This window comes from Pseudomonas sp. PME37.24/006, from assembly GCF_055556635.1.
This window is the reverse complement of the sequence record NZ_JBVHNL010000006.1, coordinates 194,685-206,772: the sequence shown is the minus strand read 5'-3', so window position 1 is coordinate 206,772 and position 12,088 is coordinate 194,685. Positions and strand designations below refer to the sequence as shown.

Genomic DNA, 12,088 nt, shown 5'->3' with positions numbered 1-12,088 from the left:
TGCTGCGCGGCACCAAGCGTGACGACGTAGAGCGTGGTCAGGTTCTGGTCAAGCCGGGTTCTGTCAAGCCGCACACTACCTTCACTGCAGAAGTGTACGTGTTGAGCAAAGAAGAAGGCGGCCGTCATACTCCGTTCTTCAAAGGCTACCGTCCTCAGTTCTACTTCCGTACTACTGACGTGACTGGTAACTGTGAGCTGCCGGAAGGCGTTGAAATGGTAATGCCAGGTGACAACATCCAGATGACTGTCACTCTGATCAAAACCATCGCAATGGAAGAAGGTCTGCGTTTCGCCATTCGTGAAGGCGGTCGTACCGTCGGCGCTGGCGTCGTAGCCAAAATCATCGCGTAAGTGATGATTTAAGAAAAAGCCCCCGCTTGCGGGGGCTTTTTTATTGGGTTGACACCTGCTAGGGGCGTCTATAGAATCACGCCTCCTTTTAACGGGCGTATTGCGTCCGTTGGGAATAGCAGCTTGGAATCTGAGGTCAAAATGCAAAACCAACAAATCCGTATACGGTTGAAGGCTTTTGACCATCGCCTGATCGATCAATCAACCCAGGAAATCGTGGAAACCGCGAAACGTACTGGTGCTCAGGTGCGTGGTCCGATTCCTCTGCCAACTCGCAAAGAGCGGTTTACCGTTCTGACTTCGCCGCACGTCAACAAAGACGCGCGCGATCAGTTCGAAATCCGTACTCACAAGCGCGTACTGGACATTGTCCAGCCAACGGATAAAACCGTTGATGCGCTGATGAAGCTCGATCTTGCGGCTGGCGTGGAAGTGCAGATCAGCCTCGGCTAAAACCTGTCGGTTTTAGTCGTGTAACGCTCTGAAATGGGCGGCCATAGCGGGTGAAAGCCCCGTACACTCATGAGGTTACAACATGACTATTGGTGTAGTCGGTCGAAAGGCGGGTATGACCCGTATTTTCACCGAAGAAGGTGTCTCCATTCCGGTTACGGTCATTGAGATCGAGCCGAATCGCGTCACCCAGTTCAAAACTGAAGAATCCGATGGCTATCGTGCAGTGCAAGTCACTGTCGGTGAGCGTCGTGCTTCTCGCGTTACCGCTGCTCAGGCAGGTCACTTCGCCAAGGCGAACGTCGCGGCAGGTCGCACTGTTCTGGAATTCCGTCTTGAAGAAGGCGACTACCAGGCTGGTGATCTGATCAACGCTGAAATATTCCAAGCTGGTCAACTGGTCGATGTGACTGGTCAGTCCAAAGGTAAAGGCTTTGCCGGTACCATCAAGCGTTGGAATTTCCGCGGCCAGGACAATACTCACGGTAACTCCGTGTCCCACCGCGTTCCGGGTTCGATTGGCCAGTGCCAGACTCCCGGTCGTGTCTTCAAGGGCAAGAAAATGTCCGGTCACATGGGTGCTGAGCGCGTGACTGTGCAGTCCCTGGAAGTAGTGCGCGTGGATGCTGAACGCAACCTGCTGCTGGTCAAGGGTGCCGTTCCTGGCGCTACTGGCGGCAACTTGGTTGTACGTCCGGCTGCCAAGGCTCGCGGTTAAGGGGAAGCTGACATGCAATTAAATGTAAATGGCGCTCAAGCGATCGAAGTCTCTGATGCGACTTTCGGTGGCGACTACAACGAGACCCTGGTTCACCAAGCTGTCGTAGCCTACATGGCTGGCGGCCGTCAGGGCAGCAAGCAGCAGAAGACTCGTTCCGACGTTTCCGGTGGCGGTAAGCGCCCGTGGCGTCAGAAGGGTACTGGCCGTGCGCGTGCTGGTACCACTCGTGGTCCGATCTGGCGTGGCGGTGGTGTGACCTTCGCAGCTCGTCCGCAGAACCATGATCAGAAGCTGAACAAGAAGATGTATCGCGCTGCGATCCGTTCGATTCTTGCTGAGCTGGTCCGTAGCGACCGTCTGGTAGTGGTTGAAGACTTCGCTGTCGAAGCTCCGAAAACCAAAGAGCTGCTGGGCAAGCTGAACGACATGGGTCTGACTGACGTTCTGATCGTGTCTGACGCTGTCGATCAAAATCTGTACCTGGCTGCTCGCAACCTGCCGCATGTCGATGTTCGTGACGTGCAGGGTTCCGATCCGGTCAGTCTGATCGCGTATGAAAAGGTGCTGATCACCGTTTCTGCCGTGAAGAAATTCGAGGAGCTGCTGGGATGAACCAGGAACGCGTATTCAAAGTGCTGCTTGGCCCGCACATCTCCGAGAAGGCCACGACTCTGGCAGACAAGAAAAGCCAGTTCGTTTTCAAGGTTGCAACTGACGCAACCAAGCTGGAAATCAAGAAGGCCGTCGAAAGCCTGTTCAGCGTGAAGGTTCAGCATGTCACTACTCAGAACGTTCTGGGTAAGAGCAAGCGTACCGCTCGCGGTCTGGGCAAGCGTAACGACTGGAAGAAGGCGATCATCTCCCTTCAGCCAGGCCAGGATCTCGATTTCGCCACCAGCAGTGCTGAGTAAGGAAGGGGTGCATCATGGCAATCGTTAAATGCAAACCGACTTCCCCGGGCCGCCGTTTTGTGGTCAAGGTGGTCAATCAGGAGCTGCATAAAGGCGCTCCTCATGCTCCACTGCTCGAGAAGAAGTCGAAGACTGGCGGTCGTAACAACAACGGCCGTATCACTACCCGTCATATCGGTGGTGGTCACAAGCAGCACTATCGTCTGGTCGATTTCCGTCGCAACGACAAAGATGGCATCCCTGCCACTGTCGAACGCGTTGAATATGACCCGAACCGTACCGCGCACATCGCTCTGCTGAAATATGCAGATGGTGAGCGTCGTTACATCATCGCACCGAAAGGTGTGAGCGCCGGCGATCAGCTGGTCGCAGGTTCGATGGCGCCGATCAAGGCCGGTAACAGCCTGCCGCTGCGTAACATTCCGGTTGGTTCGACCGTTCACGGTATCGAACTGAAGCCGGGCAAAGGTGCTCAAATCGCTCGTTCCGCTGGTGCTTCGGCTCAGCTGATCGCTCGTGAAGGCGTCTACGTCACCCTGCGTCTGCGCAGTGGTGAAATGCGTAAAGTGCTGGCTGAATGCCGCGCGACCCTGGGTGAAGTCTCGAACTCCGAGCACAGCCTGCGTTCGCTGGGTAAAGCTGGTGCCAAACGCTGGCGTGGCGTTCGCCCGACCGTTCGTGGTGTTGCCATGAACCCGGTCGACCACCCACACGGTGGTGGTGAAGGTCGTACCTCTGGTGGTCGTCATCCGGTGTCTCCATGGGGCTTCCCGACTAAGGGCGCGAAGACTCGTGGTAACAAACGCACCGACAACATGATCGTCCGTCGTCGCAAGTAACTAGAGGGATACGACAGTGCCACGTTCTCTGAAAAAAGGTCCTTTCATCGATCTTCACCTACTGAAGAAGGTCGAAGTGGCAGCAGAAAAGAATGATCGCAAGCCGGTTAAAACCTGGTCGCGTCGTTCGATGATTCTGCCGCAAATGGTCGGTTTGACCATCGCCGTGCATAACGGTCGCCTACACGTCCCAGTTCTTGTGAACGAAGACATGGTCGGCCACAAACTGGGCGAATTTGCCGGCACTCGTACCTATCGTGGGCACGTGGCTGACAAGAAAGCCAAGCGTTAAGGGGTAGGGAAATGGAAGTAGCCGCTAAGTTGTCGGGCGCTCGCATCTCCGCCCAGAAAGCCCGCTTGGTCGCCGACCAGATCCGCGGGAAGAAGGTGGGCGAAGCGCTCAACCTGCTGGCTTTTAGCAGTAAGAAAGCCGCGGAAATCATCAAGAAAGTGCTGGAGTCGGCAGTAGCCAACGCCGAGCACAACGAAGGCGCAGACGTTGATGACCTGAAGGTCAGCACCGTTTTCGTCAACGAGGGGCGTTCGCTTAAGCGCATCATGCCGCGTGCCAAAGGCCGCGCTGATCGCATCGTCAAGCGGTCTTGCCATATCACTGTCAAGGTTGCCGACAAGTAACGGAGTCGTTCAGATGGGTCAGAAAGTACATCCCACTGGCATACGCCTGGGAATCGTCAAGGAACACACCTCCGTCTGGTATGCAGACGGCCGGACTTATGCGGACTATCTGTTCGCTGATCTGAAGGTGCGTGAATACCTCCTCGACAAACTAAAAAGCGCGTCCGTAAGCCGTGTCGAGATCGCTCGTCCGGCTCAAACCGCACGCATCACCATCCACACCGCTCGTCCCGGCATCGTGATCGGCAAGAAAGGTGAAGATGTTGAGAAGCTGCGTCAGGACCTGACCAAGCAAATGGGCGTGCCTGTGCACATCAATATCGAAGAGATCCGTAAACCGGAACTCGACGGTATGTTGGTTGCGCAGAGCGTTGCTCAGCAGCTGGAGCGTCGTGTGATGTTCCGTCGTGCTATGAAGCGCGCGGTACAGAACGCCATGCGTATTGGTGCCAAGGGCATCAAAATCCAGGTGAGCGGTCGTCTCGGCGGTGCGGAAATCGCACGTACCGAATGGTATCGCGAAGGTCGTGTGCCGTTGCACACCCTGCGTGCCGATATCGACTATGCCACGTACGAAGCGCACACCACCTACGGTGTGATCGGTGTCAAGGTTTGGATCTTCAAGGGTGAGGTCATTGGTGGCCGCCATGAAGAACTGAAACCGCAAGCACCTGCGCCTCGTAAAAAAGCTGCTAAGTAAGGGGTACGCCACATGTTGCAACCAAAGCGTACGAAGTTCCGCAAGCAGATGACAGGCCACAACCGTGGTCTGGCACAGCGCGGTAGCAAAGTCAGCTTCGGCGAGTTTGCGCTGAAGTCTGTTGCCCGCGGTCGTCTCACCGCCCGTCAGATCGAGTCCGCTCGTCGTGCTCTGACTCGTCACGTTAAGCGTGGCGGGAAAATCTGGATTCGCGTGTTCCCTGACAAGCCAATTTCCAAGAAGCCTCTCGAAGTGCGGATGGGTAAAGGCAAGGGTAGCGTCGAGTATTGGGTAGCCCAGATCCAGCCAGGTAAAGTCCTGTACGAGATCGAAGGCGTTTCTGAAGAGTTGGCGCGTGAGGCTTTCGCCCTGGCTGCTGCAAAGCTGCCGCTCGCCACCACTTTTGTTAAGCGGACGGTGATGTGATGAAGGCGAATGAACTTCGTGAAAAATCAGCACAGCAGTTGAACGAGCAGCTGCTCGGCCTGCTGCGCGACCAGTTCAATCTGCGTATGCAGAAAGCAACTGGCCAGTTGGGGCAGTCTCACCTGCTCTCGCAAGTTAAGCGCGACATCGCTCGTGTGAAGACTGTGCTCAACCAGCAGGCAGGTAAGTAATCATGGCTGAAGCCGAAAAAACAGTCCGTACGCTGACTGGCCGTGTTGTCAGCGACAAGATGGACAAGACCATCACCGTACTGATCGAGCGTCGCGTTAAGCACCCGATCTACGGTAAATATGTCAAGCGTTCGACCAAGCTGCACGCGCACGACGAAAGCAATCAGTGCAAGATCGGCGACAAAGTTTCGATTACCGAAACACGTCCGCTGGCCAAGACCAAGTCTTGGGCTCTGGTTGAAGTTCTCGAACGCGCAGTGGAAGTCTAAGGACTAGGGGTCGGAGAAATTATATGATTCAGACTCAATCCATGCTCGATGTGGCCGACAACAGTGGTGCACGCCGCGTCATGTGCATCAAGGTGCTGGGTGGCTCGCATCGCCGCTACGCTGGCATCGGCGACATCATCAAGGTCACCGTCAAGGAAGCAATTCCGCGCGGCAAAGTGAAGAAAGGTCAGGTCATGACCGCGGTTGTGGTTCGCACCCGTCACGGCGTTCGCCGTGCCGACGGTTCGATCATCCGCTTCGACGGCAACGCTGCTGTTCTTCTGAACAACAAGCAAGAGCCGATTGGTACCCGTATCTTCGGGCCAGTGACCCGTGAACTTCGTACTGAGAAGTTCATGAAGATCGTCTCGCTCGCCCCTGAAGTGCTTTAAGGAGATCCGACATGCAAAAGATTCGTCGTGACGACGAGATCATCGTGATCGCCGGCAAAGACAAAGGTAAGCGCGGTAAGGTGCTCAAGGTTCTCGCTGACGACCGTTTGGTCGTCGGTGGTATCAACCTGGTGAAGCGTCATACCAAGCCGAACCCGATGTCGGGCGTTCAAGGCGGTATCGTCGAGAAAGAGGCGCCGCTGAGTGCTTCCAACGTTGCCATTTTCAACGGCGAAACCAACAAGGCTGATCGCGTTGGTTTCAAAGTTGAAGACGGCAAGAAAATTCGTGTCTTCAAGTCCACCCAGAAGCCGGTTGGCGCTTGAGAATCATAGGTAAAACACCATGGCACGACTAAAAGAGATTTACCGGAAGGAAATCGCGCCCAAGCTGAAGGAAGAACTGAAGCTGGGTAACGTGATGGAAGTTCCGCGCATCACCAAGATCACCCTGAATATGGGCTTGGGCGAAGCGATCGGTGATAAGAAAATCATCGAGCACGCAGTTGCCGACCTCGAGAAGATTACCGGTCAGAAAGTCATCGTGACTTATGCCCGTAAGTCGATCGCTGGTTTCAAGGTTCGTGAAGGCTGGCCGATTGGCGTCAAGGTTACTCTGCGTCGCGAGCGTATGTACGAGTTCCTGGATCGTCTGCTGTCTATCTCCCTGCCGCGCGTGCGTGACTTCCGCGGCCTGAATGCCAAGTCCTTCGATGGTCGTGGTAACTACAGCATGGGCGTGAAAGAGCAGATCATTTTCCCGGAAATCGATTACGACAAGATCGATGCGCTGCGTGGTCTGGACATCACTCTGACCACTACCGCCCGTTCGGATGATGAAGGCCGCGCTCTGCTGCGTGCTTTCAAATTCCCGTTCCGTAACTGATTGGAGTAGGAACATGGCCAAGACGAGCATGAAAAACCGCGAGCTGAAGCGTCAGCTCACGGTCGCCAAGTACGCCAAAAAGCGTGCCGAGCTGAAAGCTACCATCGTCAATCCGGAGGCCTCTCCGGAAGCGCGTTGGGAAGCTCAGGTCGCCCTGCAGAAGCAACCCCGTGATGCCAGCGCTTCGCGCCTGCGCAACCGCTGCCGTATCACTGGCCGCCCGCACGGTGTCTTCCGTAAGTTCGGTCTGTCGCGCATCAAGCTGCGTGAAGCAGCCATGCGTGGCGACGTGCCAGGTCTGGTTAAAGCCAGCTGGTAAGCCGCTGCGGAAACCGCCGGAGTTAGCTCCGGCGGACAAGCAAAATGAATCAAGCCCCTTTTGGGGCTTGATTCATTTTTGATCAGTCTCTAGAATGCCCGGCTCGCCTGAGTCCGGATTTCCGTGAGTTCTGGTGATTCTTAGCCGAGAGGCTAATTCTTTTTGTATCAGGAGCGTCTAGCCCATGAGTATGCAGGACCCGTTAGCGGACATGCTAACTCGTATCCGTAATGCCCAGATGGCTGAAAAGTCCGTCGTAAGCATGCCTTCTTCTACCCTGAAGGTGGCCGTAGCCAAAGTTCTCAAAGACGAAGGTTATGTTGCGGGTTATCAGATCAGCGGCGAAGCAAAGCCGCAGCTGTCCATCGAGCTTAAGTACTTCGAAGGCCGTCCGGTTATCGAAGAAGTGAAGCGCGTCAGCCGTCCTGGCCTTCGCCAGTACAAATCCGTCGATGATCTGCCGAAAGTTCGTGGCGGTCTCGGTGTTTCCATCGTCTCCACCAACAAAGGTGTGATGACGGACCGCGCTGCGCGCGCTGCCGGTGTCGGCGGCGAAGTGCTTTGCACTGTGTTCTAAGGGGGGATAAGCATGTCTCGCGTTGCTAAAAACCCCGTCAAGCTGCCAGCTGGTGTAGAGATCAAACTCGCCGGCCAACAGCTTTCGGTGAAGGGTGCCAAGGGCGCTCTGGAACTGAACGTTCACTCGTCCGTTGAAGTTCTGCAAGAATCCGGTGAGCTGCGTTTCGCTGCTCGCAATGGTGATCAGCAGACTCGTGCGATGGCTGGTACTACCCGTGCATTGGTTAACAACATGGTCATCGGCGTAAGCCAAGGCTTCGAGCGCAAGCTCCAGCTGGTGGGTGTTGGTTACAAGGCACAGGCCAAGGGCCAGGTACTCAATCTGGCGTTGGGCTTCTCTCACCCTATCGACTATCAACTGCCGGAAGGCGTTGTGGCCGAAACCCCGAACCAGACCGAGATCCTCATCAAGGGTGTCGACAAGCAGCTGGTTGGTCAGGTTGCTGCGGAGATTCGTGATTTCCGTCGTCCTGAGCCTTACAAGGGCAAAGGTGTTCGTTACGCTGACGAAGTCGTCCGCCGTAAAGAAGCCAAGAAGAAGTAAGGGGCTAGGAAATGACCGACAAAAAAGTTACTCGTCTGCGTCGCGCTCGCAAAGCACGCCTGAAAATGCACGAGCTCGAAGCCGTGCGTCTCTGCGTGTACCGCTCTTCGCAGCACATCTATGCCCAGGTCATCTCGGCCGACGGCAGCAAGGTTCTGGCCAGCGCCTCTACCTTGGACAAAGCACTGCGTGACGAAGCCACTGGCAACGTTGACGCGGCCAAGAAAGTTGGTGAGCTGGTTGCTGAGCGTGCGAAAGCCGCAGGTGTGACTCAGGTTGCATTCGACCGTTCTGGCTTCAAGTACCACGGCCGCGTCAAAGCGCTGGCTGATGCTGCTCGTGAAGGCGGGCTGGAGTTCTAAGTTATGGCAAATAACGACCAAAAGCGCGACGAAGGCTATATCGAGAAGCTGGTTCAAGTGAACCGCGTTGCCAAGACCGTTAAAGGCGGCCGTATCTTCACTTTCACCGCGTTGACCGTGGTAGGTGATGGTAAGGGTCGTGTAGGTTTCGGCCGTGGCAAATCTCGTGAAGTGCCGGCTGCTATCCAGAAAGCTATGGAAGCTGCTCGTCGCAACATGATTCAAGTCGATCTGAACGGCACCACCCTGCAGTACGCAATGAAGTCCGCCCATGGCGCTTCGAAGGTGTACATGCAGCCTGCTTCCGAAGGTACCGGCATCATCGCTGGTGGCGCAATGCGTGCCGTCCTGGAAGTCGCCGGTGTGCAGAACGTTCTGGCCAAGTGCTACGGCTCTACCAACCCTGTGAACGTGGTTCATGCCACTTTCAAAGGTCTGAAGGCTATGCAGTCTCCGGATTCGGTTGCAGCCAAGCGTGGCAAGAGTGTCGGGGAGATTCTCTAATCATGGCTAATACCGTCAAAGTGACTCTGATCAAGAGCACCAATGGCCGTTTGGCCAACCATAAAGCCTGCGTCAAGGGTCTTGGCCTGCGTCGCATCAATCACACCGTCGAAGTTCTGGATACCCCAGAAAATCGCGGCATGATTAACAAGGCTTATTACCTTCTCCGTGTGGAGGGTTGATCCATGTACCTGAACGATTTGAGTCCAGCGCCGGGTTCCCGTCGCGAGAAGCACCGTCCGGGCCGTGGTATCGGTAGTGGCTTGGGTAAGACTGGTGGCCGTGGCCACAAGGGTCAAACCTCCCGCTCCGGTGGCACTATTGCTCCGGGTTTCGAAGGCGGCCAGCAGCCTCTGCACCGTCGTCTTCCTAAGTTCGGTTTCGTGTCTCTGAAAGCTATGGATCGCGCAGAAGTGCGTACTTCCGAGCTGAACAAGATCGAAGGCGACGTAGTTACTCTGCAAGCGCTGAAGGATGCCAATCTGATTAATCAAAACGTACAGCGTGTGAAAGTCATGCTGTCCGGTGAGATTACTCGTGCGGTCACCCTTAAAGGTATCGCCGCCACCAAAGGTGCGCGCGCGGCTATCGAAGCAGCTGGCGGTAAGTTCGAGGAATAAATGGCTAAGCAAGGTGCTCTCTCTGCGCTGGCTGGTGGCGGGTTGTCCGAGCTCTGGGCTCGTCTGCGCTTTCTGTTCATGGCGATCATCGTCTATCGAATCGGTGCGCATATCCCAGTTCCAGGCATAAACCCTGATCGTCTGGCTGATCTGTTTCGACAGAATGAGGGGACCATTCTTAGCTTGTTCAACATGTTTTCCGGCGGCGCGCTGGAACGGATGAGCATCTTTGCATTGGGGATCATGCCGTACATCTCGGCATCGATCATCATGCAGTTGATGACCGCCGTCAGTCCGCAGCTGGAACAGTTGAAGAAGGAAGGTGAGGCTGGTCGTCGCAAGATCAGTCAATACACCCGCTACGGCACCTTGATCCTGGCTTTCGTCCAAGCTATCGGCATGTCCGTTGGTCTGGCGAGTCAGGGTGTAGCGTTTTCGGTCGATTTCGGCTTCCACTTCGTTGCAGTCACCACGTTTGTGGCGGGTGCGATGTTCATGATGTGGTTGGGCGAACAAATCACCGAGCGCGGTGTTGGCAACGGTATTTCGATGCTGATTTTTGCGGGCATCGTAGCCGGTCTGCCGTCGGCGATTGGGCAGTCTTTCGAGTCTGCTCGGCAGGGCGATATCAATATCTTCGCCCTCATCGCCATCGGTTTGTTGGCAGTAGCGATTATCGGTTTTGTGGTGTTCATTGAGCGTGGCCAGCGTCGTATAGCTGTGCACTACGCCAAGCGTCAGCAGGGCCGCAAGGTCTTCGCGGCGCAGACCAGCCACCTGCCGTTGAAGGTGAACATGGCGGGCGTAATCCCGGCCATTTTCGCTAGCAGCCTTCTGTTGTTCCCGGCCTCGCTGGGTGCCTGGTTTGGTCAGTCCGAAGGTATGGGCTGGCTGCAGGATATTTCGCAGGCTATCGCTCCTGGTCAGCCGTTGAACATTTTGCTGTTTAGTGCAGGGATCGTTTTTTTCTGCTTCTTCTACACAGCGCTGATGTTCAACCCGAAAGACGTAGCGGAAAACCTGAAGAAGTCCGGTGCCTTTATTCCGGGTATCCGTCCCGGTGAGCAGTCTGCACGCTATATCGATGGCGTTCTGACTCGCTTGACCATGTTCGGTGCTCTGTACATGACGGCCGTATGCTTGTTGCCCCAGTTCCTGGTGGTGGCGGCCAACGTACCGTTCTACCTTGGCGGGACCTCGTTGCTGATCGTGGTAGTGGTTGTGATGGACTTCATGTCGCAAGTACAATCGCACCTCGTTTCGCACCAGTACGAATCCCTGATGAAGAAAGCCAACCTGAAGGGCTACGGCAGCGGCATGCTCCGCTGAAGTGTCCATAAGGTTCGAGGAGTTGGTGATGAAAGTTCGTGCATCGGTGAAAAAGCTGTGCCGTAACTGCAAAATTATTCGCCGTGAAGGTGTTGTGCGAGTGATTTGCAGCTCGGAACCGCGTCACAAACAGCGCCAAGGCTGAGTGTGATCGAAGCTATAAGCCCGGCAGCTAGTGCGCTGCCGGGTTGATTATTTGTTTCTACAGCGATAATATCTTGCGCCCCATTTCTTGGCTTCCGGGGCGTAGGTAGCTGTCAATTGGAGTTCCACTGAATGGCCCGTATTGCAGGCGTTAACATTCCGGATAACAAGCACACTGTTATCTCGTTGACCTACATCTTTGGTGTTGGTCGCACCACCGCACAGAAAATCTGTGCAGCTACCGGTGTAAATCCGGCGGCAAAGATCAAGGATCTCTCTGACGAGCAGATCGAGCAGCTGCGTGGTGAAGTCGCCAAGGTTAATACCGAAGGTGATCTGCGCCGTGAAGTGAACATGAAAATCAAGCGCTTGATGGATCTGGGCTGCTACCGCGGTCTGCGTCATCGTCGCGGCCTCCCGGTGCGCGGTCAGCGTACCAAGACCAACGCGCGCACCCGTAAGGGCCCGCGTAAGCCGATCCGCAAGTAATCGCGTTCGCGAATCGACAGGAATTTAGTCATGGCAAAACCTGCTGCTCGTACTCGTAAGAAAGTCAAAAAGACGGTGGTTGATGGCATCGCCCACATCCACGCTTCTTTCAACAACACAATCGTGACCATTACCGACCGTCAAGGTAACGCCCTGTCTTGGGCTACCTCCGGTGGCTCGGGTTTCCGCGGTTCTCGCAAGTCCACCCCGTTCGCTGCCCAGGTGGCTGCTGAGCGTGCTGGTCAAGCTGCGCTGGAATATGGCCTGAAGAACCTCGACGTAAACGTCAAGGGCCCAGGTCCGGGTCGTGAGTCCGCAGTCCGTGCTCTTAACGGTTGCGGTTACAAGATCGCCAGCATCACCGATGTGACGCCCATCCCGCATAACGGATGCCGTCCTTCGAAGAAGCGTCGCGTGTAATC

General features: G+C 55.5%; 26 protein-coding genes. All 26 read left to right on the top strand.

The window, feature by feature from the left end; genetic code table 11:
• On the top strand, positions 1-353 hold a 353-nt coding region (locus ACZ3GY_RS23295), incomplete at its 5' end, for an EF-Tu C-terminal domain-related protein (protein ID WP_465912130.1).
• Between the two features lie 141 nt (positions 354-494).
• Positions 495-806 carry a 30S ribosomal protein S10 gene (rpsJ, locus tag ACZ3GY_RS23290; RefSeq protein ID WP_010486970.1) on the top strand — a complete coding sequence of 104 codons (312 nt, stop codon included), beginning with the start codon at positions 495-497 and terminating at the stop codon, positions 804-806.
• Between the two features lie 82 nt (positions 807-888).
• Complete coding sequence (gene rplC, locus ACZ3GY_RS23285; protein ID WP_463562378.1) at positions 889-1,524, top strand: 50S ribosomal protein L3; 636 nt, start codon at positions 889-891, stop codon at positions 1,522-1,524.
• A gap of 12 nt (positions 1,525-1,536) precedes the next feature.
• On the top strand, positions 1,537-2,139 hold the full coding sequence (gene rplD / locus ACZ3GY_RS23280) for a 50S ribosomal protein L4 (protein WP_463562377.1): 603 nt from the start codon (positions 1,537-1,539) through the stop codon (positions 2,137-2,139).
• A complete protein-coding gene (rplW, locus tag ACZ3GY_RS23275; RefSeq protein WP_013789759.1) occupies positions 2,136-2,438 on the top strand; it encodes a 50S ribosomal protein L23 in 303 nt (100 codons plus the stop codon). Before rplD ends, rplW begins: the two co-directional genes overlap by 4 nt.
• Before the next feature lie 14 nt (positions 2,439-2,452).
• Positions 2,453-3,277 (top strand): 50S ribosomal protein L2, encoded by an 825-nt coding sequence (gene rplB / locus ACZ3GY_RS23270; RefSeq protein ID WP_042552941.1) that lies wholly within the window; start codon positions 2,453-2,455, stop codon positions 3,275-3,277.
• Positions 3,278-3,293: 16 nt separating this feature from the next.
• Positions 3,294-3,569, top strand: coding sequence for a 30S ribosomal protein S19 (rpsS, locus tag ACZ3GY_RS23265; RefSeq protein ID WP_225838186.1), 276 nt, complete (start codon positions 3,294-3,296; stop codon positions 3,567-3,569).
• An 11-nt stretch (positions 3,570-3,580) separates the two neighbouring features.
• Positions 3,581-3,913: a 50S ribosomal protein L22 gene (rplV, locus tag ACZ3GY_RS23260; protein WP_003210077.1), complete on the top strand. Its 333-nt coding sequence runs from the start codon at positions 3,581-3,583 to the stop codon at positions 3,911-3,913.
• A 13-nt stretch (positions 3,914-3,926) separates the two neighbouring features.
• A complete protein-coding gene (gene rpsC, locus ACZ3GY_RS23255; protein WP_463562376.1) occupies positions 3,927-4,613 on the top strand; it encodes a 30S ribosomal protein S3 in 687 nt (228 codons plus the stop codon).
• A gap of 12 nt (positions 4,614-4,625) precedes the next feature.
• Positions 4,626-5,039: a 50S ribosomal protein L16 gene (gene rplP, locus ACZ3GY_RS23250; RefSeq protein WP_090255798.1), complete on the top strand. Its 414-nt coding sequence runs from the start codon at positions 4,626-4,628 to the stop codon at positions 5,037-5,039.
• Positions 5,039-5,230 (top strand): 50S ribosomal protein L29, encoded by a 192-nt coding sequence (gene rpmC / locus ACZ3GY_RS23245; RefSeq protein ID WP_002555481.1) that lies wholly within the window; start codon positions 5,039-5,041, stop codon positions 5,228-5,230. The genes rplP and rpmC overlap by 1 nt, the downstream gene beginning before the upstream one ends.
• Positions 5,231-5,232: 2 nt before the next feature.
• Complete coding sequence (rpsQ, locus tag ACZ3GY_RS23240; RefSeq protein WP_131182239.1) at positions 5,233-5,499, top strand: 30S ribosomal protein S17; 267 nt, start codon at positions 5,233-5,235, stop codon at positions 5,497-5,499.
• Between the two features lie 23 nt (positions 5,500-5,522).
• Positions 5,523-5,891, top strand: coding sequence for a 50S ribosomal protein L14 (gene rplN / locus ACZ3GY_RS23235; RefSeq protein WP_002555479.1), 369 nt, complete (start codon positions 5,523-5,525; stop codon positions 5,889-5,891).
• Between the two features lie 11 nt (positions 5,892-5,902).
• The gene (gene rplX / locus ACZ3GY_RS23230; RefSeq protein ID WP_225838188.1) at positions 5,903-6,217 is read left to right on the top strand and encodes a 50S ribosomal protein L24; all 315 of its coding nucleotides are present in this window, start codon (positions 5,903-5,905) and stop codon (positions 6,215-6,217) included.
• 19 nt (positions 6,218-6,236) lie between these two features.
• Complete coding sequence (gene rplE / locus ACZ3GY_RS23225; protein ID WP_090243100.1) at positions 6,237-6,776, top strand: 50S ribosomal protein L5; 540 nt, start codon at positions 6,237-6,239, stop codon at positions 6,774-6,776.
• A gap of 13 nt (positions 6,777-6,789) precedes the next feature.
• Positions 6,790-7,095: a 30S ribosomal protein S14 gene (gene rpsN / locus ACZ3GY_RS23220; protein ID WP_225838190.1), complete on the top strand. Its 306-nt coding sequence runs from the start codon at positions 6,790-6,792 to the stop codon at positions 7,093-7,095.
• Positions 7,096-7,279: 184 nt separating this feature from the next.
• Positions 7,280-7,672 carry a 30S ribosomal protein S8 gene (gene rpsH, locus ACZ3GY_RS23215; RefSeq protein WP_463562375.1) on the top strand — a complete coding sequence of 131 codons (393 nt, stop codon included), beginning with the start codon at positions 7,280-7,282 and terminating at the stop codon, positions 7,670-7,672.
• Positions 7,673-7,684: 12 nt separating this feature from the next.
• Positions 7,685-8,218: a 50S ribosomal protein L6 gene (gene rplF, locus ACZ3GY_RS23210; protein WP_463562374.1), complete on the top strand. Its 534-nt coding sequence runs from the start codon at positions 7,685-7,687 to the stop codon at positions 8,216-8,218.
• 11 nt (positions 8,219-8,229) lie between these two features.
• A complete protein-coding gene (gene rplR, locus ACZ3GY_RS23205; protein ID WP_225838192.1) occupies positions 8,230-8,580 on the top strand; it encodes a 50S ribosomal protein L18 in 351 nt (116 codons plus the stop codon).
• Positions 8,581-8,583: 3 nt separating this feature from the next.
• Positions 8,584-9,084 carry a 30S ribosomal protein S5 gene (rpsE, locus tag ACZ3GY_RS23200; RefSeq protein ID WP_225838194.1) on the top strand — a complete coding sequence of 167 codons (501 nt, stop codon included), beginning with the start codon at positions 8,584-8,586 and terminating at the stop codon, positions 9,082-9,084.
• 2 nt (positions 9,085-9,086) lie between these two features.
• Entirely contained in the window at positions 9,087-9,266 is a 180-nt protein-coding gene (gene rpmD / locus ACZ3GY_RS23195) for a 50S ribosomal protein L30 (RefSeq protein WP_013789769.1), read from the top strand.
• Positions 9,267-9,269: 3 nt separating this feature from the next.
• A complete protein-coding gene (gene rplO / locus ACZ3GY_RS23190) occupies positions 9,270-9,704 on the top strand; it encodes a 50S ribosomal protein L15 (protein WP_013789770.1) in 435 nt (144 codons plus the stop codon).
• Positions 9,705-11,033, top strand: a complete 1,329-nt coding sequence (secY, locus tag ACZ3GY_RS23185; protein WP_042552933.1) for a preprotein translocase subunit SecY — start codon at positions 9,705-9,707, stop codon at positions 11,031-11,033. It begins immediately after the preceding gene.
• A 28-nt stretch (positions 11,034-11,061) separates the two neighbouring features.
• Positions 11,062-11,178, top strand: a complete 117-nt coding sequence (gene rpmJ, locus ACZ3GY_RS23180) for a 50S ribosomal protein L36 (protein ID WP_046788135.1) — start codon at positions 11,062-11,064, stop codon at positions 11,176-11,178.
• Between the two features lie 131 nt (positions 11,179-11,309).
• Entirely contained in the window at positions 11,310-11,666 is a 357-nt protein-coding gene (rpsM, locus tag ACZ3GY_RS23175; RefSeq protein WP_010487012.1) for a 30S ribosomal protein S13, read from the top strand.
• A gap of 30 nt (positions 11,667-11,696) precedes the next feature.
• Positions 11,697-12,086 (top strand): 30S ribosomal protein S11, encoded by a 390-nt coding sequence (rpsK, locus tag ACZ3GY_RS23170; RefSeq protein WP_013789773.1) that lies wholly within the window; start codon positions 11,697-11,699, stop codon positions 12,084-12,086.
• Positions 12,087-12,088: the final 2 nt, after the last annotated feature.

What these genes read in the sequence shown, in the direction of transcription:
- rpsJ (WP_010486970.1), top strand. Translation starts at nt 495, where the DNA reads ATGCAAAACCAACAAATCCGTATACGGTTGAAGGCTTTTGACCATCGC.
- rplC (WP_463562378.1), top strand. Translation starts at nt 889, where the DNA reads ATGACTATTGGTGTAGTCGGTCGAAAGGCGGGTATGACCCGTATTTTC.
- rplD (WP_463562377.1), top strand. Translation starts at nt 1,537, where the DNA reads ATGCAATTAAATGTAAATGGCGCTCAAGCGATCGAAGTCTCTGATGCG.
- rplW (WP_013789759.1), top strand. Translation starts at nt 2,136, where the DNA reads ATGAACCAGGAACGCGTATTCAAAGTGCTGCTTGGCCCGCACATCTCC.
- rplB (WP_042552941.1), top strand. Translation starts at nt 2,453, where the DNA reads ATGGCAATCGTTAAATGCAAACCGACTTCCCCGGGCCGCCGTTTTGTG.
- rplV (WP_003210077.1), top strand. Translation starts at nt 3,581, where the DNA reads ATGGAAGTAGCCGCTAAGTTGTCGGGCGCTCGCATCTCCGCCCAGAAA.
- rpsC (WP_463562376.1), top strand. Translation starts at nt 3,927, where the DNA reads ATGGGTCAGAAAGTACATCCCACTGGCATACGCCTGGGAATCGTCAAG.
- rplP (WP_090255798.1), top strand. Translation starts at nt 4,626, where the DNA reads ATGTTGCAACCAAAGCGTACGAAGTTCCGCAAGCAGATGACAGGCCAC.
- rpmC (WP_002555481.1), top strand. Translation starts at nt 5,039, where the DNA reads ATGAAGGCGAATGAACTTCGTGAAAAATCAGCACAGCAGTTGAACGAG.
- rpsQ (WP_131182239.1), top strand. Translation starts at nt 5,233, where the DNA reads ATGGCTGAAGCCGAAAAAACAGTCCGTACGCTGACTGGCCGTGTTGTC.
- rplN (WP_002555479.1), top strand. Translation starts at nt 5,523, where the DNA reads ATGATTCAGACTCAATCCATGCTCGATGTGGCCGACAACAGTGGTGCA.
- rplX (WP_225838188.1), top strand. Translation starts at nt 5,903, where the DNA reads ATGCAAAAGATTCGTCGTGACGACGAGATCATCGTGATCGCCGGCAAA.
- rplE (WP_090243100.1), top strand. Translation starts at nt 6,237, where the DNA reads ATGGCACGACTAAAAGAGATTTACCGGAAGGAAATCGCGCCCAAGCTG.
- rpsN (WP_225838190.1), top strand. Translation starts at nt 6,790, where the DNA reads ATGGCCAAGACGAGCATGAAAAACCGCGAGCTGAAGCGTCAGCTCACG.
- rpsH (WP_463562375.1), top strand. Translation starts at nt 7,280, where the DNA reads ATGAGTATGCAGGACCCGTTAGCGGACATGCTAACTCGTATCCGTAAT.
- rplF (WP_463562374.1), top strand. Translation starts at nt 7,685, where the DNA reads ATGTCTCGCGTTGCTAAAAACCCCGTCAAGCTGCCAGCTGGTGTAGAG.
- rplR (WP_225838192.1), top strand. Translation starts at nt 8,230, where the DNA reads ATGACCGACAAAAAAGTTACTCGTCTGCGTCGCGCTCGCAAAGCACGC.
- rpsE (WP_225838194.1), top strand. Translation starts at nt 8,584, where the DNA reads ATGGCAAATAACGACCAAAAGCGCGACGAAGGCTATATCGAGAAGCTG.
- rpmD (WP_013789769.1), top strand. Translation starts at nt 9,087, where the DNA reads ATGGCTAATACCGTCAAAGTGACTCTGATCAAGAGCACCAATGGCCGT.
- rplO (WP_013789770.1), top strand. Translation starts at nt 9,270, where the DNA reads ATGTACCTGAACGATTTGAGTCCAGCGCCGGGTTCCCGTCGCGAGAAG.
- secY (WP_042552933.1), top strand. Translation starts at nt 9,705, where the DNA reads ATGGCTAAGCAAGGTGCTCTCTCTGCGCTGGCTGGTGGCGGGTTGTCC.
- rpmJ (WP_046788135.1), top strand. Translation starts at nt 11,062, where the DNA reads ATGAAAGTTCGTGCATCGGTGAAAAAGCTGTGCCGTAACTGCAAAATT.
- rpsM (WP_010487012.1), top strand. Translation starts at nt 11,310, where the DNA reads ATGGCCCGTATTGCAGGCGTTAACATTCCGGATAACAAGCACACTGTT.
- rpsK (WP_013789773.1), top strand. Translation starts at nt 11,697, where the DNA reads ATGGCAAAACCTGCTGCTCGTACTCGTAAGAAAGTCAAAAAGACGGTG.